The 24,497-nt window shown below is 40.8% G+C and carries 22 protein-coding genes and 1 tRNA gene; 17 read left to right on the top strand and 6 right to left on the bottom strand.

Translation table 11 applies throughout. From position 1 onward, the window contains the following. The first annotated feature begins 65 nt into the window (after positions 1 to 65). From ilvB to ilvA, 11 genes are all read left to right on the top strand, one after another. The gene (gene ilvB / locus H8S90_RS12045) at positions 66 to 1,817 is read left to right on the top strand and encodes a biosynthetic-type acetolactate synthase large subunit (RefSeq protein WP_187342757.1); all 1,752 of its coding nucleotides are present in this window, start codon (positions 66 to 68) and stop codon (positions 1,815 to 1,817) included. Between the two features lie 15 nt (positions 1,818 to 1,832). Next, positions 1,833 to 2,423 carry an acetolactate synthase small subunit gene (ilvN, locus tag H8S90_RS12040; RefSeq protein ID WP_187342756.1) on the top strand — a complete coding sequence of 197 codons (591 nt, stop codon included), beginning with the start codon at positions 1,833 to 1,835 and terminating at the stop codon, positions 2,421 to 2,423. Between the two features lie 11 nt (positions 2,424 to 2,434). Further along, the gene (locus tag H8S90_RS12035) at positions 2,435 to 2,941 is read left to right on the top strand and encodes a DinB family protein (protein ID WP_187342755.1); all 507 of its coding nucleotides are present in this window, start codon (positions 2,435 to 2,437) and stop codon (positions 2,939 to 2,941) included. Positions 2,942 to 2,994: 53 nt separating this feature from the next. Next, positions 2,995 to 4,476, top strand: coding sequence for a ketol-acid reductoisomerase (ilvC, locus tag H8S90_RS12030; protein ID WP_187342754.1), 1,482 nt, complete (start codon positions 2,995 to 2,997; stop codon positions 4,474 to 4,476). A gap of 84 nt (positions 4,477 to 4,560) precedes the next feature. Continuing rightward, positions 4,561 to 6,024 carry an ATP-binding cassette domain-containing protein gene (locus H8S90_RS12025; RefSeq protein ID WP_187342753.1) on the top strand — a complete coding sequence of 488 codons (1,464 nt, stop codon included), beginning with the start codon at positions 4,561 to 4,563 and terminating at the stop codon, positions 6,022 to 6,024. Positions 6,025 to 6,102: 78 nt separating this feature from the next. After that, a complete protein-coding gene (locus tag H8S90_RS12020; RefSeq protein ID WP_187342752.1) occupies positions 6,103 to 7,614 on the top strand; it encodes a 2-isopropylmalate synthase in 1,512 nt (503 codons plus the stop codon). Positions 7,615 to 7,703: 89 nt separating this feature from the next. Then, positions 7,704 to 9,098: a 3-isopropylmalate dehydratase large subunit gene (gene leuC / locus H8S90_RS12015; RefSeq protein ID WP_187342751.1), complete on the top strand. Its 1,395-nt coding sequence runs from the start codon at positions 7,704 to 7,706 to the stop codon at positions 9,096 to 9,098. A 4-nt stretch (positions 9,099 to 9,102) separates the two neighbouring features. After that, positions 9,103 to 9,699 (top strand): 3-isopropylmalate dehydratase small subunit, encoded by a 597-nt coding sequence (gene leuD / locus H8S90_RS12010; RefSeq protein ID WP_187342750.1) that lies wholly within the window; start codon positions 9,103 to 9,105, stop codon positions 9,697 to 9,699. 218 nt (positions 9,700 to 9,917) lie between these two features. Then, positions 9,918 to 11,432 carry an alpha-isopropylmalate synthase regulatory domain-containing protein gene (locus H8S90_RS12005; protein ID WP_187342749.1) on the top strand — a complete coding sequence of 505 codons (1,515 nt, stop codon included), beginning with the start codon at positions 9,918 to 9,920 and terminating at the stop codon, positions 11,430 to 11,432. Positions 11,433 to 11,455: 23 nt separating this feature from the next. Next, positions 11,456 to 12,517 carry a 3-isopropylmalate dehydrogenase gene (gene leuB, locus H8S90_RS12000; RefSeq protein ID WP_187342748.1) on the top strand — a complete coding sequence of 354 codons (1,062 nt, stop codon included), beginning with the start codon at positions 11,456 to 11,458 and terminating at the stop codon, positions 12,515 to 12,517. A gap of 60 nt (positions 12,518 to 12,577) precedes the next feature. Beyond that, on the top strand, positions 12,578 to 13,816 hold the full coding sequence (gene ilvA / locus H8S90_RS11995; RefSeq protein ID WP_187343020.1) for a threonine ammonia-lyase IlvA: 1,239 nt from the start codon (positions 12,578 to 12,580) through the stop codon (positions 13,814 to 13,816). Positions 13,817 to 13,882: 66 nt separating this feature from the next. Here the strand turns inward: ilvA and H8S90_RS11990 are convergent, their stop codons facing one another. From H8S90_RS11990 to H8S90_RS11980, 3 genes are all read right to left on the bottom strand, one after another. Further along, positions 13,883 to 14,635, bottom strand: coding sequence for a ThuA domain-containing protein (locus H8S90_RS11990; RefSeq protein ID WP_187342747.1), 753 nt, complete (start codon positions 14,633 to 14,635; stop codon positions 13,883 to 13,885). Positions 14,636 to 14,684: 49 nt separating this feature from the next. Continuing rightward, entirely contained in the window at positions 14,685 to 15,749 is a 1,065-nt protein-coding gene (gene aroB, locus H8S90_RS11985) for a 3-dehydroquinate synthase (protein WP_255501950.1), read from the bottom strand. A 108-nt stretch (positions 15,750 to 15,857) separates the two neighbouring features. Then, on the bottom strand, positions 15,858 to 16,064 hold the full coding sequence (locus H8S90_RS11980) for an RNA-binding S4 domain-containing protein (RefSeq protein ID WP_187342745.1): 207 nt from the start codon (positions 16,062 to 16,064) through the stop codon (positions 15,858 to 15,860). 113 nt (positions 16,065 to 16,177) lie between these two features. Between H8S90_RS11980 and H8S90_RS11975 the strand changes: the two genes are divergently transcribed. Next, the gene (locus H8S90_RS11975; protein WP_187342744.1) at positions 16,178 to 17,380 is read left to right on the top strand and encodes a proline dehydrogenase family protein; all 1,203 of its coding nucleotides are present in this window, start codon (positions 16,178 to 16,180) and stop codon (positions 17,378 to 17,380) included. Positions 17,381 to 17,428: 48 nt separating this feature from the next. Here the strand turns inward: H8S90_RS11975 and H8S90_RS11970 are convergent, their stop codons facing one another. Further along, positions 17,429 to 18,064, bottom strand: a complete 636-nt coding sequence (locus tag H8S90_RS11970; RefSeq protein WP_187342743.1) for an HAD family phosphatase — start codon at positions 18,062 to 18,064, stop codon at positions 17,429 to 17,431. A 238-nt stretch (positions 18,065 to 18,302) separates the two neighbouring features. On the opposite strand from H8S90_RS11970, the gene H8S90_RS11965 reads away from it, so the two are divergent. Next, positions 18,303 to 18,376: transfer RNA gene (locus H8S90_RS11965), tRNA-Ile, on the top strand. Between the two features lie 187 nt (positions 18,377 to 18,563). Beyond that, a complete protein-coding gene (locus H8S90_RS11960) occupies positions 18,564 to 19,865 on the top strand; it encodes a site-specific integrase (protein WP_187342742.1) in 1,302 nt (433 codons plus the stop codon). Positions 19,866 to 20,124: 259 nt separating this feature from the next. Here the strand turns inward: H8S90_RS11960 and H8S90_RS11955 are convergent, their stop codons facing one another. Both H8S90_RS11955 and H8S90_RS11950 read right to left on the bottom strand, forming a co-directional pair. Next, positions 20,125 to 20,331 (bottom strand): hypothetical protein, encoded by a 207-nt coding sequence (locus H8S90_RS11955; RefSeq protein ID WP_187342741.1) that lies wholly within the window; start codon positions 20,329 to 20,331, stop codon positions 20,125 to 20,127. A 341-nt stretch (positions 20,332 to 20,672) separates the two neighbouring features. Beyond that, positions 20,673 to 21,728 carry an NAD(P)/FAD-dependent oxidoreductase gene (locus H8S90_RS11950; RefSeq protein WP_187342740.1) on the bottom strand — a complete coding sequence of 352 codons (1,056 nt, stop codon included), beginning with the start codon at positions 21,726 to 21,728 and terminating at the stop codon, positions 20,673 to 20,675. 187 nt (positions 21,729 to 21,915) lie between these two features. On the opposite strand from H8S90_RS11950, the gene H8S90_RS11945 reads away from it, so the two are divergent. The 3 genes from H8S90_RS11945 (at position 21,916) to H8S90_RS11935 (ending at position 24,473) form a co-directional block, all read left to right on the top strand. After that, positions 21,916 to 22,815 carry an AraC family transcriptional regulator gene (locus H8S90_RS11945; RefSeq protein ID WP_187342739.1) on the top strand — a complete coding sequence of 300 codons (900 nt, stop codon included), beginning with the start codon at positions 21,916 to 21,918 and terminating at the stop codon, positions 22,813 to 22,815. Between the two features lie 83 nt (positions 22,816 to 22,898). Next, positions 22,899 to 23,186, top strand: coding sequence for a hypothetical protein (locus H8S90_RS11940; protein ID WP_187342738.1), 288 nt, complete (start codon positions 22,899 to 22,901; stop codon positions 23,184 to 23,186). Between the two features lie 87 nt (positions 23,187 to 23,273). Next, on the top strand, positions 23,274 to 24,473 hold the full coding sequence (locus H8S90_RS11935; RefSeq protein WP_187342737.1) for an MFS transporter: 1,200 nt from the start codon (positions 23,274 to 23,276) through the stop codon (positions 24,471 to 24,473). The last annotated feature ends 24 nt before the right edge of the window (positions 24,474 to 24,497 follow it).

Below are 24,497 nucleotides of genomic sequence, written 5' to 3'. Positions count from 1 at the left end.
TAATATATTTTCACTAGCTGACTATAAAATGGAGAAAATAAGGCTTATAGCTAAATACTAATAATATGAATACGCTCGAAATAACCAAAGACACTCCTCACAACAAACTGGAGGAAAAGGCAAAAAAAACACAATTATCCGGTTCCCAAGCGGTATTGGAAGCTCTTATTGCTGAAGGAGTGGATACTATATTCGGCTATCCGGGTGGTGCAATCATGCCGATTTATGATGCATTGTACGACTACAATGACCGACTTAAGCATATTTTAGTACGCCATGAACAGGGAGGAATACACGCCGCCCAAGGTTATGCCCGCACTTCGGGAAAGACAGGCGTGGTATTTGCTACCAGCGGTCCGGGCGCAACCAATTTAGTTACTGGTCTTGCAGACGCGATGATCGATAGCAACCCTATTGTATGTGTTACCGGCCAGGTTTTTGCACACCTCTTGGGTACGGATGCCTTTCAGGAAACGGATGTAATCAATATTACCACACCGGTAACGAAGTGGAACTATCAAGTGACCGATGCGTCGGAAATACCTGCTGCGCTAGCAAAGGCATTTTATATCGCCAGCACAGGACGCCCAGGCCCGGTTTTGATCGATATCACAAAAAATGCGCAGTTACAGCTATTTGACTATGAAGGTTATACTTTATGCCATCATATCAGAAGTTACCGCCCAGCTCCCATCATTAGAAAATCATATATAGAAGAAGCGGCCAAGCTTATTAATCAAGCCAAAAAGCCGTTTGTATTATTTGGACAAGGTGTTATCCTGGGTAAAGCGGAAGAGGAGTTTAAAACCTTCATCGAAAAAACAGGCATTCCCGCCGCCTGGACCATTATGGGTTTGAGCGCCTTACCTACCGATCATCCACTCAATGTAGGAATGCTCGGCATGCATGGAAACTATGCTCCGAATGTCTTAACCAATGAATGCGATGTGCTAATCGCCATAGGTATGCGTTTTGACGACCGGGTAACGGGTCGATTGGATAAATATGCAAAACAAGCTAAAATTATACACTTAGACATTGATCCCGCTGAGATCGATAAAAATGTTAAGACGACTGTTCCGGTATGGGGTAATTGCAAGGAAACACTACCCTTGCTCACCGAACTGGTAGCGGAGACCCAACATGAAGAATGGCTACAGAAATTCCGCATGTTAGAACAAGAAGAAATCAATACGGTCATCACAACAGAGTTACAACCTAGTGAAGGCGAGATGACAATGGGCGAAGTAATCAACATACTAAATGAACTTACCCAAGATGACGCTGTTATCGTAACCGATGTAGGTCAACATCAAATGGTAGCTTGCCGATATGCCCGCTTTAAGCAAAGCAAAAGCAATGTTACTTCGGGTGGTCTAGGCACCATGGGCTTTGGCCTTCCGGCAGCCATTGGCGCTTGGTACGGTGCCCCTGAACGTACCGTTGTGGCAATTATCGGCGATGGCGGCATACAGATGACCATACAAGAATTGGGAACGATCATGCAATTTGGTGCGAAAGTAAAGATTCTCATTTTGAACAATCAATTTCTAGGCATGGTGCGTCAATGGCAGCAACTCTTTCATGATAAACGTTATTCTTTTGTCAATATCACCAGTCCGGATTACACTACGGTGGCCCAAGGATATCATATCCCAGGAAACCGTATCGAGGACAGATCGAATCTCAGGGAAGCATTAATGGAGATGTTGGCTCACGATGGCTCTTATCTATTAGAGGTAATGGTGGGTAGAGAAAACAATGTTTTTCCTATGGTACCACAAGGAAGCAGTGTAAGTGAAATACGATTGAAGTAACAAGAAGTGTAAAAAATGGAAAAGCAAGAATATACTATCACATTATACGCAGAAAATACTATCGGTATGATCAGCAGAATAGCTATCATTTTTTCTCGTCGTAAAATAAACATCGAAAGCCTTAATACTTCCCCTTCTGAAGCACATGGCATACACCGATTCACCATTGTTATAACAGAATCTGAAGAGGTGGTAAGAAAACTCTGCAGGCAGATCGAAAAACAAGTAGAGGTGCTGAAAGCCTATTATAATACTAACGATGAGGTTATTTGGCAGGAACAAGCCTTATATAAAGTTCCTACAAATATTGTTGCCGAAAAAGCTCCAATTGAAAGGCTTTTACGCGAATACGGTGCTCACGCAGTAGTAATACGCAATGATTATACTGTATTTGAAACTGCTGGGCATCGAGAAGAGATTGATAAATTAACTGAAGCTTTAGCGGAATATAACCTTATCGAATTTGTTAGAAGTGCACGTATTGCCATCATAAAAGATAGCGAAGGCTTCCATAAAAAATTAAAAGAATTTGAACAGGCTGAACCTATTGAGGAGGTTGTAGAAAATGAATACCTCGATAAGCAGGATAAAATTTTTACCATGTAATGTAGTTCATAATGGTCATAACAAGTATAGACATAGCAATTCAAACCCGAAAAAATTTCATCCGATTGATGGACGAGATGACGATCGCTGAGCTGAATATCGTCCCTCCAGGATTTAACAATAATATCGCCTGGAATTTTGGACATATCTTAGTAAGTCAGCAAAAACTTTGCTATACGCTGACAGGCCTACCTCTAAAAATGGATAATAAGTACATGTTACGGTATCAACGAGGCACCAGACCAGAAAAGTTTATCCATGAGGACGAAATAGCTTTTTTGAAAGGAGCGGCCTATACCTTGATTGAAGAATTGGTAGGAGATTTAAAAAGATATATTTTCTGTAACTTTAATCCCACCAAATTACATTATGGACTTGAACTATTGTGTATTGAAGATGCAATCAATTATTTTCCAAACCACGATGCCCTGCATCTTGGCTTTGCTACAGCAATAAAAAGGGCAATTGAAGGAGAAAAGCGGAACGCCAATAGCCAAATTCCAAAGGTTCAAAGCTAAACGATAATAAATAAAAACTAAAAACAGTAAATCGTCAATTATTAGATAAAACAATGGCAAATTATTTTAACACCCTACCACTCAGAGAGCAATTGAACCAATTAAGCGTTGCTGAATTTATGAATATTAGTGAATTTACGGATGGAGTGAGCGCATTGAAAGGTAAAAAAATCGTCATCGTGGGTTGCGGTGCTCAGGGCTTAAATCAAGGACTCAATTTAAGAGATAGCGGTTTGGATGTTTCATACGCCCTGCGGAAAGAGGCAATCGAACAGAAAAGGGATTCATGGAAAAATGCAACCGACAACCATTTTACGGTGGGCACTTATGAAGAACTCATTCCTACAGCTGATCTCGTGAGCAATTTAACGCCCGATAAACAACACTCCTCCGTTATTGATGCAGTCATGCCTTTAATGAAAGAAGGTGCAACACTATCTTACTCTCACGGTTTCAATATCGTAGAAGAAGGAAAACAGATCCGCAAAGATATTACCGTGATCATGATTGCCCCTAAATGCCCTGGATCAGAAGTACGAGCGGAATATTTACGCGGGTTCGGCGTGCCTACCCTCATAGCAGTTCACCCCGAAAATGATCCACAAGGAAAGGGTTTAGCCGAAGCGAAAGCTTATTGCGTGGGTACTGGCGGCCATAAAGCAGGGGTACTGCGTTCTTCTTTTGTTGCAGAGGTTAAATCTGACTTAATGGGTGAGCAAACCATCTTATGTGGACTGCTACAAACGGGATCTATCCTTTCTTTTGACAAAATGGTTGAAAAGGGTGTTGACCCTGGATATGCTTCCAAACTAGTTCAATATGGCGTTGAGGTCATCACAGAAGCACTCAAACAAGGAGGGATCACAGCCATGATGGACCGTTTGAGCAATGTAGCGAAAATAAAGGCTTTCGAAGTATCGGAAGAACTGAAAACTATTATGCGTCCTTTGTTTCAAAAACATCAAGACGACATTATGAGTGGCGAATTTAGCCGCACCATGATGGAGGATTGGGCGAATGGCGACAAGAATCTATTGGCTTGGCGCGCTGCCACCGGCGAAACGGCCTTTGAGAAAACACCTGCTGGCGATATAAAGATTGGCGAACAGGAATACTTTGACCATGCCGTATTTATGGTGGCTTATATTAAGGCTGGGGTGGAACTTGCCTTCGAAACCATGGTAGAAGCAGGTATTAAACCTGAGTCGGCTTATTATGAGTCTTTACATGAAACGCCACTTATTGCAAATACCATTGCCCGAAAAAAACTATTTGAGATGAACAGGGTCATTTCCGATACGGCTGAATACGGTTGCTATTTATTTGATCATGCCTGTAAGCCACTATTGGCAGACTTCATGACTACAGTGGATACCGACATTATCGGCAAAAACTTTAATGAAGGAAAAGACCTGGCAGTTGATAACCAAGAGCTGATTGGTATAAATGAAGCCATCCGTACGCATCCGGTTGAAACGGTAGGTGCGGTATTGCGTAAAGCGATGACTGCTATGAAAGCCATCAAAACGGTATAAAAAAGTATTCAGACCAGTAATAGGACTAAATGTTCTAACTGGTCTGAATGATATGCTGCAAATAAAAAATGATTGTATAAAAAAATGACTAGCCCCCTCGTCCATATAACCCATTTAAGTCTACAATATGAGCAGGAAATCATATTGGATCAGCTCGACTGGCAGATCTTTCGTGGAGAACATTGGCTTGTCGGCGGTAAGAGTGGTTCTGGAAAAAGCTCGTTGGGTAAGGCACTAGCTGGACTCAACAAAACAAACGGTGATATCGAGTTCTTTTTCGATAAATCGTCATCTCTTCCGGCACGTGTGTTATATGTATCGAACTGGTATCAGTTTACCAATCTGGAAGGTGATCGTAACTTTTATTATCAGCAGCGCTATAATAAACAACAACGAAACGATACCTTAACCGTGTATGGTGAATTGATGCATTATTCCAAAGAGGAAAACCTGCCATTTGAGGAGGTCGAAAAGTACCTAAGTCTGTTTGATTTTATCAATTTTAAGAATACACAGCTGATCGAGTTGTCTAGTGGCGAGCATAAAAAACTGCAGTTAATAAAAGCTTTGTGGTTAAAGCCTCAGTTATTAATTATTGACGAACCTTATACCGGATTAGATAAAGCTTCGCGCGAAAAACTGAACCAGTTTCTGGAAGAGCTGGCCATTAAGGGGGTGCATCTGTTGCTCATCACAAATGAAGGAAATCTACCTGACTGTATCAATCGATTTGCGGAAATCGAACATGGACAATTAAAAAGGTTATCTTCTATTCAAAACCTGTCTAAAGACGTCGCCCGTAGGCAAAAACCTTTACCCTATTTCCTTCGGGAAGAAGTAAAGGAAGATACCGCTGTTTTCGTGCACATGGAAAACATCCATGTCCGTTATGGAGACAAAGAAATATTGAAGAATATCAATTGGACAGTGCGCGCAGGTGAAAAATGGCTACTTCAAGGGCATAACGGATCAGGAAAATCGACTTTGTTAAGCCTCATCAATGGAGATCACCCACAAGCCTATGCCAATCATATCTTTCTTTTTGGCAATAAGCGGGGAACTGGAGAAAGTATCTGGGATATCAAACAACGCTTGGGTATTATCTCGCCCGAATTGCATTGGTATTTTGATAAAACAGCTAAGGTATGGCAAGCAATTGCTTCAGGTCTTTACGACAGTATTGGCTTATTCCGTCAGCTAAGCTATCACGGCCAGCAGAAGGTCAATCAGTTAATGGATTTCTTCGAGCTAACAAGCTATAAAGACAGACTGTTAACCTCCCTGCCATTAGGCAAGCAACGTCTCGTATTATTGGCTAGAACCATTATTAAAAACCCATCGTTATTGATTTTGGACGAGCCTTGCCAGGGACTGGACCGTGCACAGACCAAACATTTCAATGCGGTGGTAGACGAACTCATCGGTTATGGAAAAACGTTGATTTATGTAGGCCACTACGAAACGCAGTTACCTAGCTGCTTGGAAAATAAAATTGTACTAGAGAAAGGTGAAGTAAAAACAATACAAAAGATAGCAGAGCCTGTTTAGTTAAGAGAAACGAAAATATATTAACTATCTGTGAAAAGCTATCTCAATAAGATATAATAGAAATAAAAAAGACCCAATATGTTACACAATCCTAATCACTTATACATATTCGACACTACTCTTCGTGACGGTGAACAGGTCCCAGGCTCACAGCTAACAACGCCCGAAAAGATTATCATTGGTGAAGCCTTGCAATCTTTGGGTGTAGACGTCATCGAAGCCGGTTTCCCGATATCGAGTCCCGGAGATTTTCAAAGCGTGGTTGAACTTTCAAAAGTTGTACGCGAACCCATTATTTGCGCGCTTACCCGTGCAAACAAAGGGGATATAGATTGTGCAGCAGAGGCTTTAAAATTTGCGGCGCGTCCGCGTATACATACGGGTATTGGTTCTTCTGATATGCATATCAAATATAAGTTCAATAGTACCCGTGAAGCTATTTTGGAACGTGCTGCGGACGCGGTAAGATATGCTAAACAATTTGTGGAGGATATTGAATTCTACGCTGAAGATGCCGGAAGGGCAGACAATGAATACTTAGCGCAAATGGTCGAAGCGGTCATTGCTGCAGGCGCCACAGTAGTCAATATTCCAGACACCAATGGCTATTGCCTCCCTGAACAATATGGTGCTAAAATTCGCTTCTTAAAAGAAAATGTTAAGAATATCGATCAGGCGATTATCTCCGTTCATTGTCACAATGACTTAGGTCTCGCTACCGCCAATAGTCTTGCAGGGATCCAAAACGGCGCCCGTCAAGTAGAGTGTACCATCAACGGTATCGGAGAGCGCGCCGGGAACACGTCTCTGGAAGAAGTGGTGATGGCTCTGAAAACACACTACCAAACACTTCAGTTCCCAACAAATATCAACACCAAACAACTGTATCCGCTAAGCACAATGGTAAGCCGCATGATGCGTATGCCCGTGCAAGCTAACAAAGCTATCGTTGGCCGCAATGCTTTTGCACACAGTTCAGGTATCCATCAGGATGGGGTACTTAAACACCGTGAAAATTACGAAATCATCAACCCGGAAGATGTTGGGATAGATCAATCAGAAATTATTCTAACAGCTCGTAGCGGAAGACATGCACTGAAGCATCATCTGGAACGCTTGGGCTATTCTATTGATAGGGTCGACCTTGATCAAACATACCAACGCTTTCTTTCATTAGCCGATGAGAAAAAGGAAATCAAAGATGATGATCTGTTGAGGCTGATGGGAGACGACGCGGAGACGAACTTCAAGAACGGTGTTACCATCAGTTCACTGCAGGTAGTAACGGGCGACCAGAGCGACCCGCAGGCTATCGTTAAACTAAACTACAAAGGAACGGAACAGGAAGCAACCGCAAGCGGTAATGGTCCGGTAAGTGCTACTATCAAAGCGATCGAAAGTATCATTGGGAGCCATAACGAAATCAAAGAATTCAATATTCACTCCATTCACGGCGGAAGTGATGATGTGAGTAAGGTAGACATGCGCGTCATCCATGGCGATCAATCCTATATGGGATACGGATTCAGCACGGATATTGTGAGGGCCTCTGCCAACGCTTATCTGGATGCATTGAACAAATTCGTGTAAAGGATATATCTCAACTTATTACTCGTCAATGGAAAAAATTTGAGATACACTAAACAACAAGAAACAATAAATTATCTAACTAAATAAAAATGAGCAAGACGTTATTTGATAAAGTGTGGGACTCGCATGTAGTACGGAAGATTGAGGGCGGTCCCGACGTGTTATTTATCGACCGTCATTTAATCCACGAAGTTACGAGTCCGGTAGCTTTTTTAGGATTAAAGAATAGAGGCATCACTGTATTGTATCCGGAGCGCACGTTCGCTACCGCTGACCACAATACGCCAACAATCGATCAACACTTACCCGTTTCGGATCCACTCTCGGCAAATCAGCTAAGGGCTTTGGAAGAAAATGCGAGTGCCTACGGCATTAGACATTGGGGACTTGGCCACCAGAAAAATGGTATTGTACATGTAATCGGACCGGAAAATGGGATTACCCAACCCGGAGCAACGATTGTTTGTGGAGACTCTCATACCTCCACACATGGTGCTTTTGGAGCTATTGCTTTTGGTATAGGAACTTCTGAAGTAGAAATGGTACTTGCTTCGCAATGTATCATGCAACCGAAGCCAAAAAAAATGCGTATTAACGTAACGGGATCACTCAGTAAAGGTGTTACACCGAAAGATGTAGCATTGTTTATCATCTCTCAACTGACAACCTCGGGCGCGACGGGTTATTTCGTGGAATATGCGGGTGAAGTTTTCGAAAAGATGAGTATGGAAGGCCGTATGACGGTGTGCAACCTCAGTATCGAGATGGGCGCACGCGGTGGTATGATTGCGCCGGATGAGACCACCTTTGACTACATCAAAGATCGTGAATTTACGCCAAAAGGGGAAGCCTGGGATAAAGCGATGGCTTACTGGCAGACGCTGAAAACAGATAACAACGCGGTTTTCGACAAAGAGTTCACCTTTGATGGCAGCCGCATCGAACCTATGATCACATATGGAACAAATCCGGGGATGGGTATAGGCATCTCTCATCATATTCCAGACGCTTCAGAAGTGGAAGGCGGGGTAGCTACCTATGAAAAATCTTTGGGTTATATGGGTTTCCATGAAGGCGAATCGATGATCGGTAAGAAAGTTGACTATGTTTTCGTTGGCAGTTGTACAAATGGCCGAATTGAAGACTTCAGAGCTTTTGCCTCCTTAATTAAAGGAAAGAAAAAGGCTGAGGCTGTGACTGTATGGCTCGTTCCTGGCTCTCATATTGTGGAAGACCAAATCAAAAAAGAAGGAATACTGGATATCTTAACCGAAGCAGGGTTCACGTTACGTCAACCTGGCTGCTCTGCCTGCCTAGCAATGAATGATGATAAGGTACCAGCAGGCAAGTACGCTGTAAGCACGTCCAATAGAAACTTTGAAGGTCGGCAGGGTCCTGGTGCTAGAACCATGCTGGCGAGTCCACTTGTTGCCGCCGCCGCTGCTGTTACTGGAGTAATTACTGATCCGAGAACTTTAATATAAAGATATGGCTTACGATAAATTCACAATATTAAAAAGCACTGCGGTACCTCTTCCGATTGAGAATGTGGATACCGATCAAATTATACCTGCCCGTTTTTTAAAAGCAACAGAACGTAAAGGTTTTGGAGACAATTTGTTTCGCGACTGGAGGTACAATGCAGACAATACCCCGAAAGCTGATTTTGTGTTGAACGATCCGCTTTATACGGGCAAGGTACTTGTTGGAGGTAAAAATTTTGGCTCTGGCTCATCACGTGAACATGCCGCCTGGGCTGTTTACGATTATGGCTTCCGCTGTGTGGTGTCAAGCTTCTTCGCCGATATCTTTAAAAATAATTGCTTAAATATTGGCGTATTGCCGGTGCAAGTTAGCCCCGAGTTTTTGGAAAAGATTTTTAGCGCTATTTTTACAGATCCCGATACGGAATTGGAAGTAAATCTTCCGGCACAAACGATCAGTCTTTTATCAACAGGTGAGCAGGAAAATTTCGATATCAGCACTTACAAGAAGGCGAACCTTTCTAATGGTTTCGATGATATCGACTATCTTCAAAATATAAAAGACGAAATTCAACAGTTTGCGTCAGAACTGCCGTTCTAAGCTTAACCAAATAGGGTAACAAACAACATATCTAAAAATAACTATTTCTTATCAAAATTACATCATTCTTTCATGATGTAATTTTGATCACCTTATGTTTGTTATTGGGTTGTCATCAGTGCAGTTGATGTCAACAAGAGGAAGAGCATGTGATTATAGTAATAATATATGTCGCAGTTTAACAGACAACACGCTCAAATAATTATATTTATATACGGATGAAAAGGAAAATAGAAATCATGGACACTACTCTCCGTGATGGCGAACAAACATCGGGGGTGTCTTTTTCTATTTCAGAAAAACTAACCATCTCGCAATTACTACTAGAGGAATTGCTTGTGGATCGTGTTGAAATTGCTTCGGCACGCGTGTCCGAAGGAGAGTTTGAAGCTGTAAGATCCATTGCAAGCTGGGCAAAACATAATGGACATATCGACGCTATCGAAGTATTAACCTTCGTTGACAACGGTATGTCTATTGACTGGATGTTAAAAGCAGGTATAAAGGTACAAAACCTCTTAACAAAAGGTTCATTAAATCACCTTACTCATCAACTCAAGAAAGCTCCAGAGAGGCATTTTGAAGAAATAGCAACAATTGTAGCTTCTGCAAAAAAGGAAGGTATTGAAACCAATGTATACTTAGAAGATTGGAGCAACGGTATGAAAAACTCTCCCGCATATGTTTGGCAATACTTGGCATTCTTATCTGAGTTACCAATTAAGCGAATCTTACTCCCCGATACACTCGGTGTTTTAACTCCAGTCGAAACTTTTCAATATGTTTCTCAGTTAAAAACGAAGTACCCAGAACAACACTTTGACTTTCACGCACATAACGACTATGATTTAGGAACCGCGAATGTGCTGGAAGCCGTTAAGGCAGGTGTAAACGGTTTACACCTTACCGTAAATGGTATGGGTGAACGAGCTGGAAATGCCCCGATGGCAAGTGCCGTAGCTGCCATTAATGATTTTTTACCCGAAACAAAAATAGCTGTTAAAGAATCAGCTATTTACAAGGTGAGTAAGCTAGTTGAAACTTTCTCAGGTGTCCGGATTCCTGCCAACAAACCTATTGTTGGAGAAAATGTATTCACACAGACAGCAGGCATACATGCCGATGGAGACAACAAAAACAACCTTTATTTCAATGATCTGCTACCTGAACGTTTTGGCAGGAAACGCAAATATGCGCTAGGGAAAACATCAGGAAAAGCAAATATTGAAAAGAATCTTCAGGAGCTGGGTTTAAAATTAAACAATGAAGATTTAAAAAAAGTCACTCAGCGTGTTATTGAGCTGGGAGACAGGAAAGAAACGGTAACAAAAGAAGACCTTCCTTATATTATTTCTGATGTACTTGACAGCAGTCTGTACGAAGAAAAAGTACGTATAGAGTCATATGTTTTAACGCATTCTAAAGGCTTGCGCCCGTCTGCAACTATCGCCGTATACCTAGATGGAAAGGTAATAGAGGAACATGCCCAGGGCGATGGCCAGTTCGATGCTTTTATGAAAGCGTTGACTAAAGTATATCACAAAAAAAACCTGCATTTGCCAAAATTAATTGATTATACCGTACGTATCGCTCCGGGAAGCAGCTCGGACGCATTGTGTGAAACGGTGATTACCTGGGAAACCGGAAACCACACGTTTTCTACACGTGGGCTGGATTCCGATCAAACGGTTTGTGCTATTAAGGCCACGCAGAAAATGTTAAATATTATTTAATTAAACAAAAATTATAAGATACCATGAATTTAAATATCGCTCTTTTAGCTGGGGATGGAATTGGACCTGAAGTGATAGATCAGGCAGTAAAGGTAGTAAATGCAATAGCAGCAAAATTTAATCACCAAATTAACTGGACATCCGCTTTAACAGGCGCTTCTGCAATTGATGCAGTAGGTGAGCCTTATCCAGATGAGACGCATAAAATATGTATGGCGGCAGATGCTGTATTATTTGGAGCCATCGGACACCCTCGTTTTGATAATGACCCAAAAGCAACCATTCGACCAGAACAGGGCCTTCTTAAAATGCGTCAAAAGTTGGGATTATTTGCCAATGTTCGTCCGACCTTCACGTTCCCTTCTTTAATAGATAACTCCCCTTTAAAAAGAGCACGAATTGAAGGCACAGATCTCGTTATCTTACGGGAGTTAACTGGCGGTATCTATTTTGGCGAAAGAGGTCGTAAGGATAACGGCGACACCGCTTTTGACACCTGTACTTATACCAGAGAAGAAATTAGACGGCTTGCTAAATTAGGGTTTGAAATGGCTATGACACGTAGAAAAAAACTCTGCTGTGTAGATAAAGCTAATGTACTAGAAAGCTCCCGTTTATGGAGAGAGACTGTACAAGGAATGGAAAACGATTTTCCAGAAGTAGAAGTAAGCTATGAATTTGTAGACGCCGTAGCTATGCGTCTGGTTCAGTGGCCAAGTTCGTACGACGTTATTATCACTGAAAACCTCTTTGGAGATATTTTAACTGATGAAGCTTCAGTTATTTCGGGATCTATGGGACTAATGCCTTCTGCGTCCATTGGTATCCATACATCGTTATTCGAACCAATCCACGGCTCTTACCCTCAAGCCGCCGGGAAAAACGTGGCGAACCCGCTCGCTACCGTATTATCGGCCGCGATGATGTTTGAAGATGCTTTTGGACTAAAAGAGGAGGCAGAAGCCATTCGAACAGTTGTTAACAGATCATTAGCTGAAGGTATTGTTACGGAAGACCTTTCGGGCAAAACCAGCAAAGCTTATAAAACCAGTGAAGTAGGCGACTGGTTAGCTGCTAATATATAAAACTTAAGCACGAAGATAGCCATGAAAACGCTATCTTCGTACGAAAGAATATCATTTAGAATGGATCCTGAATTGAATTATCAAAGTGCTTCTATGCGTTTAAAGCATGTCGTTAATCGCACTCCTTTAACCTACCATCCGAGACTTTCCGAAAAATATGAATGCGAAATCTATCTAAAACGGGAGGATCTGCAGCTGGTACGATCGTACAAATTAAGAGGTGCTTACAATATGGTTGGCTCGCTTTCTAAAGAACAACTGGAACGCGGTGTAGTATGTGCCAGCGCTGGAAATCATGCACAAGGCTTCGCCTATTCATGCAGTAAGCTAGGTGTTAAAGGGGTTGTTTTTATGCCCGAAATTACGCCAAAACAAAAAGTTACACAAACGGAAATGTTTGGTAATGGAAAAATAGAAATTATTCTTACGGGAGACACTTTTGACGATTGCCTACACAAATCCCTCTCCTATACGGTGGAGAATAACATGACATTCATCCCTCCATTTGATGATTATCGTATTATAGAAGGTCAGGGAACGGTGGGTGTTGAAATATTAGAGGATCAACCGGATATCGATGTGGCCATTATCCCAATAGGCGGCGGAGGTATTGCTGCCGGGGTAGGAAATTATTTAAAAAGTATTAATCCCGCTATCAAAATCATCGGTGTAGAACCGGCGGGCGCCCCTTCCATGACAGAAGCTTTAAAAGCCGATAAGCCAGTCACCCTAAATGAAATAAATCGTTTCGTTGATGGTGCCGCCGTTAAACGGATCGGAGAATTGACCTTTACACTCTGCAAGGATATATTGGAAAAAGTAATCCTTATTCCAGAAGGGAAAGTTTGTACCACTATCTTAAAACTGTATAATGAAGATGCTATTGTAGTGGAACCTGCCGGAGCACTATCTGTTACCTCACTGGATTTCTGCCGGGAGGAAATCAAGGGTAAAAAAGTAGTCTGTATCGTGAGTGGAGGGAATAATGATATCGACCGAATGGCAGAAATCAAAGAATTATCGCTACTCCATGAAGGATTAAAACATTATTTTATCGTGCGCTTTCCGCAACGGCCTGGCGCATTGAAACTTTTCGTCAATGAGGTTTTAGGACCGCAAGACGATATTACGCGATTTGAATTCATTAAGAAAACTGAGCGCGAGAGAGGTCCCGCATTAGTAGGCATTGAGCTACAAAATGCGGAAGATTACGATGCTCTCTTACAACGCATGCGCTTACATCGCTTTGATGTAAAAGAAGTCAATACAGATCAAACCTTATTTGAATATTTGATATAACATTGTTTTGTTGAATAGTTGAGTTGTCGAGTTCTAACTCCCTACTTAACTATTCAACTACTTACTCTACTCCCCCATCGCATATTTTATTCCGCCCAAAAGGTGCTTCTGAAAATCCACTTCATCATAGCTCTCCTTTGTATGCCCCAGTCCCGTATAGAATGCTCTACCTCCATCGTAGGCGTGGTACCATGCAATGGGGTGGTTGCCTTTGTTTTCCCCTCCTTCATAACTGTTTTCGTCCAATTTCATGAGCACCGTTGTTTCCTGATTAATGTCCTTATAATTATACCACTCATCCCACCTAGTCCATTGATCAGGTAAATGTTTTGTAGATGGATGGTTTTTATCCAGCACATCAATCGTTGCATTTTGCTGTTTAGGGTGACTTAAAAACCATGCCCCTACCAATTTATTATACCAAGGCCAACCATATTCAGTATCCGCCGCCGCATGCACACCCACAAAACCTCCCCCCTGTTGTATATAGTTTTCAAAAGCCTGCTGTTGCGCATCATTTAGGATATCTCCCGTGGTACTTAAAAAAATTACAGCTTTAAATTTATCAAGATAATCGCTAGTAAAAAGAGTGCTATCTTCGGTATGTACCACCTCAAAACCATTATCCCTTCCTAAAGCTTCAATAGTTGCCGTTCCCTTTTCAATAGAATCATGGCGAAAACCATTTGTCTTGGAAAACACTAGCACGGCCGGCCTGTTCTCCGGATGATCTATTTTCTTTTCAGATTTGCAAAAAGAAAAACAAATACCTGTTATACAGATCAGGAGGAAGGTTGTTACATAACGTTTCAATTCCATAGGTCTATCGTTTTATATGATTAGTAATATTACTTTTTTATTTTCAATTTTACTCCACGCAAGAACGATAATAGTCTAAACTTTCAAAAATATGTTCTTTTTCTACGTAGCTATCAAACGCACAGCCGCCGATTTGTTTCAGTAAAGCAAAGCCTATCCTGCCATCTACATTTTTCTTATCATTTAGCATATAGGCAAATAAATCATCATAGATGCCCTCGCCAAAGCGGTATGTTGGAAATATACGTTGAATATACGGCACAATTTCATTTAGTTCATCTACAGATAAGTCTCCCACTCTATGCGACAAGTAAGCCTCACAGATCATGCCTACCGCAATGGCTTCCCCATGCAACAACGGAAAGGAATCATTTGCCAAAGAGTAACTCTCTATCGCATGCCCTATAGTATGGCCGAAATTCAATATTTTCCGTAGCCCCTGCTCTGTGGGATCCTTAGTGACTACTTTATTTTTTATCTCAACAGATTGGTAGATAAGATCCTCCTGAATATCTTTTGGGTGGATCCCCTTTAGCGTGTTGTAGTAACCATTATCATAAATTAATCCATGCTTAATCATTTCGGCGAAACCTGAAATAATCTGTCTCTGATCAAGACTCGATAAAAAACTACCGTTGATGAATACCGCTTTTGGTTGTGTAAAAGTACCTATAATATTTTTTACACCGTCCATATCAATACCCGTTTTACCCCCAACAGAAGCATCCACCTGAGACAGTAAAGTGGTGGGGATTTGTATAAAATCTATCCCTCGTTTAAATGTTGAAGCGGCGAAGCCTCCGATATCTGTAATAACCCCCCCTCCTAAATTAATCATCAGACTTTTTCTATCGGCTCCAAAATCTATTAACATCTTCCAAATACCAATGCAAAAGTCGATCGTTTTATTTTCTTCTCCGGGATCGATTTCGATCAGGTCATAATTGACCAAGCTCTTTAAAATATCTTTCAACAGAGGCAAGCAGTGTTCACCTGTATTCTTATCTGTCAACACAAAAAATTTAGAGTAATTGCTGTTTTTCAAAAATTCATCTAACACATTTAAATTTGCATCAAAATATACAGAATACGTGTTACTTTTAATTTTTTTTATCATTTCTTAATTAGCTTTTTAATCGAACCTTTTTATGGTCATAAATCGTGGCACGAGCTATTGGCATTAAATTTAACGGTTCACATTTGGTATGAACTTAACTAATAACTATATTATTGAAATTTTATAGTGCAAAAACTCAACAACGTCTCCCTTCCTGACTTTATAACGTTTTCTATGTTCAACTTCACCATTACAATAAACCAAACCCTCACTTACAACGGCCTGAGCTTCTCCGCCATTTTCCACTATGTTAACGACTTTTAACAATTGTATCAAATGAATGTACTCCGTGTCAAGTTTAAAAGTAATCATGAGTCAAACCTACATAAAATTCTTACATGTATGGCAATTAAAATGATATTTTAAATAGATTTTATTTCTCTATTCTGCTATAAAAAATTTGCTTTTTTGTCTAAGTTTGTTCCATGATTTCAACATCTGAAGAGCCTAAAGCTCCCGTAGGAGAAAAGCTCACATTTGACAATACAGAGGTCGCTTTCCGCAGCAAAAGTAATGCGGCATTAAATCGCGCATATTGGCTCTTTAAGATTATTTCCAGCAATTTTTTAACTAAGGTCGGCCCGCCAGTCACCAATTTTGCTCTTAATTTAGGTTTACCTATCCAGGGCATTATTCGAAAAACAATTTTCGAACATTTTTGCGGAGGAGAAACGATCAACGATTGTGAAAGAACTATCCAGCAATTGGCCAATCAACACGTAGGAACTATTTTGGATTATTCGGTTGAAGGTGAAGAAACAGAAGAAGTGTTTGATAACGTATTCTCTGAAATATTGCAAACTATTGAAAGGTCAAAGAAAGATCAAAACATTCCTTTTTCTGTTTTTAAAATCACCGGTTTAGGGCGTTTTGATTTATTGGCTAAATTAGATGCCGGAGAAAAGCTTCAGCCAAAGGAAGAGGAAGAGTTCTTCAGAATAAAGAATCGTGTAGATAAAATTTGTAATGCAGCTTATCATGCCAATGTAGCAGTTTTAATAGACGCCGAACACTCTTGGATTCAGCACACCATAGATGATTTAGCTAGAGAGATGATGCAGAAATACAATAGACAGAAAGCTATCGTATACAACACCTATCAACTGTATAGGCATGATATACTCGCCACCCTTAAAGCAGACTTATATTTAGCTCAAACAGATGGTTTCTATATAGGAGCAAAACTTGTTAGAGGAGCCTATATGGAAATTGAGCGGGAAAGAGCTGAAAAATTGAATTATCCATCACCCATTCAGGCAGATAAAGCCGCGTCCGACAGAGATTACAACCTAGGACTTCAATTTTGTCTAGACCATATCGACAACATCGGCTTAATGGCCGGTACCCATAACGAAGCAAGCTGTTATCTTCTCGTTAAGGAAATGGAGCAAAGAGGAATTGTAAGAAATGATAAACGTATATATTTTGCACAATTACTTGGTATGAGCGATAACCTAAGCTTTAACTTGTCTGAGGCCGGCTATAACGTCGCTAAGTACATGCCGTATGGCCCTGTCAAATCTGTTATGCCCTATTTATTTAGAAGGGCACAGGAGAATACTTCAGTTGCAGGGCAAACAAGCAGAGAATTAAGCCTAATTGCCATTGAAAAGAAGAGGCGTAAATAAATAAATGTGGTAGAGTACGTTGAAATAACGTACTCTACCACATGCCGTCTATTGAAAGATTCCTTTTCTTGACAATAGCATTTCTAAGGTATCAGGAGCTGTTAACAACTCCGTGTGAATACCGATTTTTGCAGCCGTTTCGAGGTGCTGTGGACTGTCATCAATAAAAAGTGTTTCTTCTGGCCTTAAACCATGATTTTGAAGCACAAATTCGAATATTTCTTTATTCGGCTTTCGCATACCTAATAAGTGAGAGTAGTAATCTTTGACGAAATAACGACTATAATCGTCTAAACCATATTCTTTTTTCAGATAATCCATGATGAAATTATAATGGATCTCGTTGTTATTACTTAATAAAAAGGTATTGTATTTTTCTCTCATTTTATGTAATAACTCGTGCCTCCCTTGAGGGACTCCGATTAAGAGGGCATTCCAAGCTATATCAATTTGTTTATCTGTGAGATCGGCCCGCCCGGTAAGTTCTCTGATACCGTCTCTAAACTCTTTTGCCGTTATTTTTCCGATATCAAAATCATCAAAAAGCGTCGTTTGACCAGAGTGAGCGAATATATGCTCTACATGATTGACCCCCAAGTCGGTAAAAGCCTTTTGAGCTCTCTCAAAGTCTAGCATAAAAATGACATTCCCGTAATCGAAGATAATATTTTGAATATTTTGCATAATTAATTTTAAAATGTGCTTACAAATATGTAAAATTGCACTCGCAAATCAGCAATGATTGCCGCTCCAATAGCTCAGTTGGTTAGAGTAGAAGACTCATAATCTAAGAGGCTAAGGTGCTTAAAATGAGGAATGCATAGTTGGAACGAGGTTCCTTTTGACAGCAGAATTACCGAGTTTGTAAAAACTCAAAAACTTACAATAAACCCCCTGTTTAACGACAGGAAAATTAACGTAAGCGCCTATAGCTCAGTTGGTTAGAGTAGGAGACTCATAATCTTTTGGTCCCTGGTTCGAGCCCAGGTGGGCGCACAAATCGAAAAAGTCGTTTTCCCTCATGGAAAACGGCTTTTTTCGTTTCTTAGGGCACTTTAGGGACATCTGTCCTACGTCGCATCGGATACCCCGAAACGGCGAGACTTGCATAGATTTTTGTTGAACTTCACGTAAAAGTGTTACAAATGTGTTACAGCTTTTACGTGCCAATTTCGAAAGAACTATGGCAACCGTTAGTGCAAAGGTGTTCGAGCATCACAAAAAAGCCGATGGCACCTACAATGTGAAAATTTGTGTACAACACAAAAGATTGAGAAAGTATCTTGACACGACTCATTTCGTTGTCAGGAAACAATTAACCAAAGACTTTAAAGTCAAAGATCCGTTTATCGCTGAAAAGATCGAGAAGCAGCTAAGGGATTATCGAAAGATGATCAGCGAACTCGACGACCGACTGGATTATTTTACCGCTGAATCTCTACGCGATTACCTGCGAGACAAAGATGAAGATGTCGATTTTATCAAGTTTTGCGATCAGCATATAGAACATCTAAGAAAAGAGGATCGAATCGGAACCGCAAACAACCACCGAAAAATCCGTAACAGTCTGGTCGATTATTTCAACCGGACTTCCGTTTCCATCAAGGAGATTAACTCCAATATGCTGATGGCATATGAACGTTATATGCGGTCGGAAAGGACAATGACACGGATCAACCAATTGGGAAATGAAGTTACCACGAAAGAAAAAGGATTATCCGATAGCGGTTTGCACAATCAGATGCGTGATCTGCGTACCTTGTTTAATGCCGCAAGGGATCACTATAATAATGAGGACCTCGGCATCTACCGCATCAAGCATTATCCATTCAAGAAATACAAGGTTGGTTCCCCACCCCTCACCAAGAAAAGGAACAATACACTTGAACAAGTGTTGACTATTCGGGATTGTATAACCACCCCCGAAAGTCGTGCGGAATTGGCAAAGGAACTTTATATGCTTTCGTTCTACCTTTGTGGCATAAATGCCGTAGACCTGTATCAAATAACAGAACGTGACGTTAGAAACGGACGTTTAGACTATAACCGTTCCAAGACACAGGGCAAGCGTAAGGACAATGCCTTTATCAGTATTAAGATTGTCGATGAGGCCAAGCCTTTATTGGAAAAATATTTAGGGAAATTGCGCGAACGCTATTCAAGTGCCAATGCCCTTAATTGGGCATTATGTAAAGGCATGGAGCAATTACGCAAATTAACAGGCATACCCGAACTTACGTTGTATTGGGCGAGACACACATTTGCGAACACGGCAAGGAATGATTGTCGTATGAGCAAAGACGACGTGGCTCTTGCACTCAATCATGTTGACGAGGGTAATCGCACAACAGATATTTACATTGCCAAAGATTGGAAAATTGTAGATGATGTACAGCGGAAAGTCATTGCACAGCTTAGAAAAGTCGAAGTTAAGGTCTTGAAGAAAATACAAGCTAAAAACGAGACAGACTGCATCGCTGCCTAATAAACGTAACCGAATTACATGGGGCTCAATCCCATGTAATTCTTTTTGATTTAAAAACGTAAATCTGAAATACTATGAGGACTATAATTTTATTTTTCATAACCTGTATCATTGCAACATTCGGATATTTCGCCGCTTTGAGTATGCAAAACCCGTGGCCGGGCTACGCGGTGGCTTTTGGTGTCTGGACGATTTTCATATGGACAACGACAAAACCGAGAAGACGGAGACGCTAATATATAGGTGGTGAGAGGATGTTTTATTTCACCACCCAATCACTTTCGTTTCTAATATTCTTTATCCCGTTATCATCCAACCATGCTTTAAAAGTGTCTTCGTTATCAGGAGTAAACTTTACAATATCCCCATTTTTCAACATTAGGGTGAAGTCTTTAAGAATACATATATACATGGAAACTTCCGAAGCGGGATATTCAAAATTGGGAAAATAAATTACGGCTTCCATATTAAAAGAGTTGATTTTAGACCATTATGTCGCCGCTATAAAAAAAGCGTAGGCAACAACTTACAGCACTGAGGTCTTAGGAAACCCAACAACAATAAGTGCGCCCACGCCGTAGCATGAGCGTTTTACACTTGTTGTCCTGCTGTTTTGAAAGTTCCTAAGTTTCAGTGCCGGACTCAAAGCAAAACGCTTCAAGAATATCTTTACACAAAGATAATAATTAACTCTGTTTTTTAATAACGGTAGGTTTTTGGGATTGAGGTTCTTTCCTGTACATTTACCTTTATGCCGCTTTTTGTAGCATAATTTATCATATATAGGGAACAACAAAAAAGGAAAAACTACCTTATTTTATCAGCAACGGATTGAGCCGCTATAACCGCACCCTCCATATACCCACCGTGTTGGGTAGCTGTCTCGGTTACGCCAAAGAACAATTTGCCATTCATATAACTTTGTTGTAGCAACGGGTGTCCGTTATTATAGTGAGGATGTGGGATAACAGGGTTATCTCCCAATACAAATTCGTCCGTCCAGACTTTGTCAAAATAAGCGGTAGGATTTAATGCCTGAACACCCAATAAATTCGCTAAATGTTGCAATACAAATCTCCTTCTGTCTTCAAAAGAGTAAGATGCCCCAGCACCATCCAGGAAGCCCGTAAAACCAAATTTGTTTTCTTCAAAATTAGTGTGGTCGTGCATTTCTGCGACAATTCCTACGTGACTGAACAGTATTCCGGAATAGCCCTCATTTCGCCAAAACGGACTATCGTATTCCAAAGTAAACTTGATAGAACCTGCCATCCACGTTTGTACGGTCGGTAAAAGATGATGGAGAGCGTCGGGTAGCCTTGGCGAAAACATTACGCTCGTTGATACTAATTGTGGCGGTACGCACACGATTACTTTATCTGCTTCTAATATCTTATCCGTATCGGTTTCGAGTACAGCTCCGTTTTCCGTTTCCTTTATTGCAGTAACCTTTGAGTTCAGTAAAATTGTTTCCTTGGGTAACTTTTTTGCCAATGTATCGGTCAGTATTTGCGTTCCACCTGCCAAACGGTAGGAGGACATTTGATTTTCGGGAACAACAAACCTTTGCGGAGGTTCGTTCAAGTCCGTTTGGAACAACGATGTACCTTGTGAAAATTGCAGAAACTTCTGCAACCCCAACTCATCAATCAAAGCCAGCAAATTCGGGTGGATATCCGAGAACCACGTTGCACCCAATTCCAACGGCGTCAGCAAAGCTCCTTTTGTCGTTTGTATTCTACCACCCAATCGTGATGAGGCTTCCAATACGGTAGCATTGATATTCTTTTTCGACAACAGGTAAGCCAATGTAAGCCCCGTCAATCCACCACCTATAATAATGATACGTTCGTTTTCCCTCATCTGATGAAGCAATATTGATTTTTTAACCTGCGAATTTCCCTTTTTGCTGTTTTGCTTTTAGTGGACAAATCGGAAAATTTGTGGTAATTATCAGCAAACAACACGATATAGGCTTATGACAGCTATCATCCAATGATACTAATTTTGTAAATTAGCTGATTGGGAATGTTTCCCATAACGGATAAATATGGCTAAAGAGAAAACAAATATAATTAACGAATATCATCTGAACAGGCACGAGCCTGATAAGCCACAGTTTGCCCTGCACGATTTGCACGAATATCTGAAAACAAATCAGTGTCAGGCTATCAAACCCCATATCCACAGTTTTTATCAGGTTATATGGTTCAAGAAAGGTATGGGGAAACATTCGGTTGATTTTAAAGAGTACGACGTTTTTGACAATGCGATTTTTTTCGTTGCTCCCAATCAAGTGCATTATTTTGACGAAAACACGGACTACGGGGGTGTACTCATTCATTTCAACGAGCTTTTTTTGGTGCAAGACCAAAGCCAGATGGAGTTTTTTCTAAATCACAATCTGTTTAACAATCCGTATCAGCAACCCTCTTGCTGTATCGGTACGGGCATAGACGATATTTTGGACAAATACGTTTCGCAAATGAAACAGGAATTGGCAAACGAGAGTAGTTTTGGTAAAGAGCTGATTTTAAAAAACTATCTCCAATCATTCCTTATCCAAATACAACGTAGGAAAAACGAGTTTGAAAAATCTGCCGACCCGTCTTTTCCAATAATGGACGAAAAAAGAATGCAACTTGTTAAGTTCGCAACACTGATAGACGAAAACTATAAAAAAGGTTACAGCGTAGCCGAATATGCCCGATTACTGCATATATCGTCACGGAGCCTGTCAGACCTCACACAACAGCAACTCAACAAGACGCCGTCTCAAATGATACAGGAACGTATCATCTTGGAAGCACAACGTTTGTTATTGTACTCCAATCTCAATATCAATCAGGTGGGCTACCGCTTGGGCTTTGACGATGCGTCTTATTTTGTAAAGTATTTTAAGAAGTATACGGGCGTTTCTCCGTCCGAGTTCAAAAAATCCGTTTCCTAAAAGTACCATTTCTTTTCGCATTTGTACATTGTCGGGTAATCGATTACATAAGACCTTTGTCGTATAAACAAAAAAATAATGTTATGGCAAAGTCGTATTTAGAGATCACATTAAAGATTGACAACGCAGACAGAGCAAACGCTGCGGGAGTTTACAACCAATACAAAGCGCCGTTTTTGGAAAACATCAAAGGGGCAATCTCAAAAGAGCTCTTAATCAGAGATGAGGACGTACAGGTTTTGCACGGTTTCGAGCGTGCAGAAGATGCACAAAATTACCTTTCGAGCGAGTTGTTCAACAACGATGTAGTAACTGCATTGAAGCCTTATCTGAAAGATAATCCTGATGTAAGAATTTACACTGTAGCTTAACAAGCACAAGATTTAAGTTGTTAATTCAATTCAAAAGAGCCGTATTTTCCGCTTAAAATATGGCTCTTTTTGTACCTCTTTATTTTTATGTCAACAAAAACAAAATGGAGTAATGTCCTCTTACTTTTTACTTCACAGGCATTATTCCAGACAGGAACAATACTCGTGATGACCTTATCGGGAATGGTCGGGCTGAAACTCGCTCCCGAAGAAAGTCTTTCTACACTGCCTATCGCCATGATTTCGGTAGGTACGGCAACGATGATGATACCTGCCTCATTCGTTATCCGAAAAATCGGACAACGTAAGGGTTTTATGATAGGTACGATACTCGGAGTTTTGTCGGGATTGTTATCGTTCTATGCTATCATCAACAGTTCTTTCATTCTGTTTATAGTTGGCAATATGTTGGTCGGTACACATCAGGGTTTTGCACAGTATTATCGTTTTGCGGCAGCCGATGCCGTTCCCGAACATAATAAAGGCAAAGCTATTTCCTTTGTGATTGCAGGAGGTGTGGCTGCGGCATTTGCCGGTCCAAATTTGGCTAAATTTACCCAGCATTTGGGGACAATGCCTTATGCTTATTCTTTTATTTCGATTACCTTTTTAAGTATAGTGGCACTTTGTGTCCTTTTCTTCTTGAAACTTCCCAAAAATACGATTGCGGAAAACCAAAATGGAGAAACGCTGGTACAGGAACGCCCTTTGACAGAAATTATCAAACAGAGAACAACCCTAGCGGCGTTCGCTTCTTCTGCCGTCGGCTATTCGGTAATGATGATGATAATGACGGCAACGCCTTTGGCAATGCACCATTTCGGATTTTCGCCCGACCAATCTGCCACCGTGATACAATGGCACGTATTGGGAATGTTTGTGCCGTCTTTCTTTACAGGTATTTTGATTGGGAAGTTTGGCGTACATAAAATAATACTTTCGGGGATTATTATATTCTTTTTATACCTGATTTTCGCCCTTACGGGAACAGGCTATGCGAACTTTATACTTGCATTGATTTTATTGGGGATAGGCTGGAATTTTATGTACATCGGAGGTTCTACCTTATTGACAAAAGTGTATCAACCGATAGAAAAAGAAAAAGTACAAGCTTTTCACGACTTCTTTGTTTTCGGAGCAATAAGCCTTTCGGGATTGTCCGCAGGAGGTTTGCTTAAATATTGGGGTTGGCAAGGGATAAATCTTGCCGTGGTTCCTTTGTTGATTACGGCATTGGTCAGTATTATCCTGTATGTGATAAACATAAAATCTGCCAAACAAATATAAAAGCCATTTCCGAAAAGTACCATT

It is taken from the genome of Olivibacter sp. SDN3 (assembly GCF_014334135.1).
Lineage (GTDB): Bacteria > Bacteroidota > Bacteroidia > Sphingobacteriales > Sphingobacteriaceae > Olivibacter.
The sequence above is the reverse complement of the archived record's forward strand: the minus strand, read 5'-3'. Positions and strand labels throughout refer to the sequence as shown.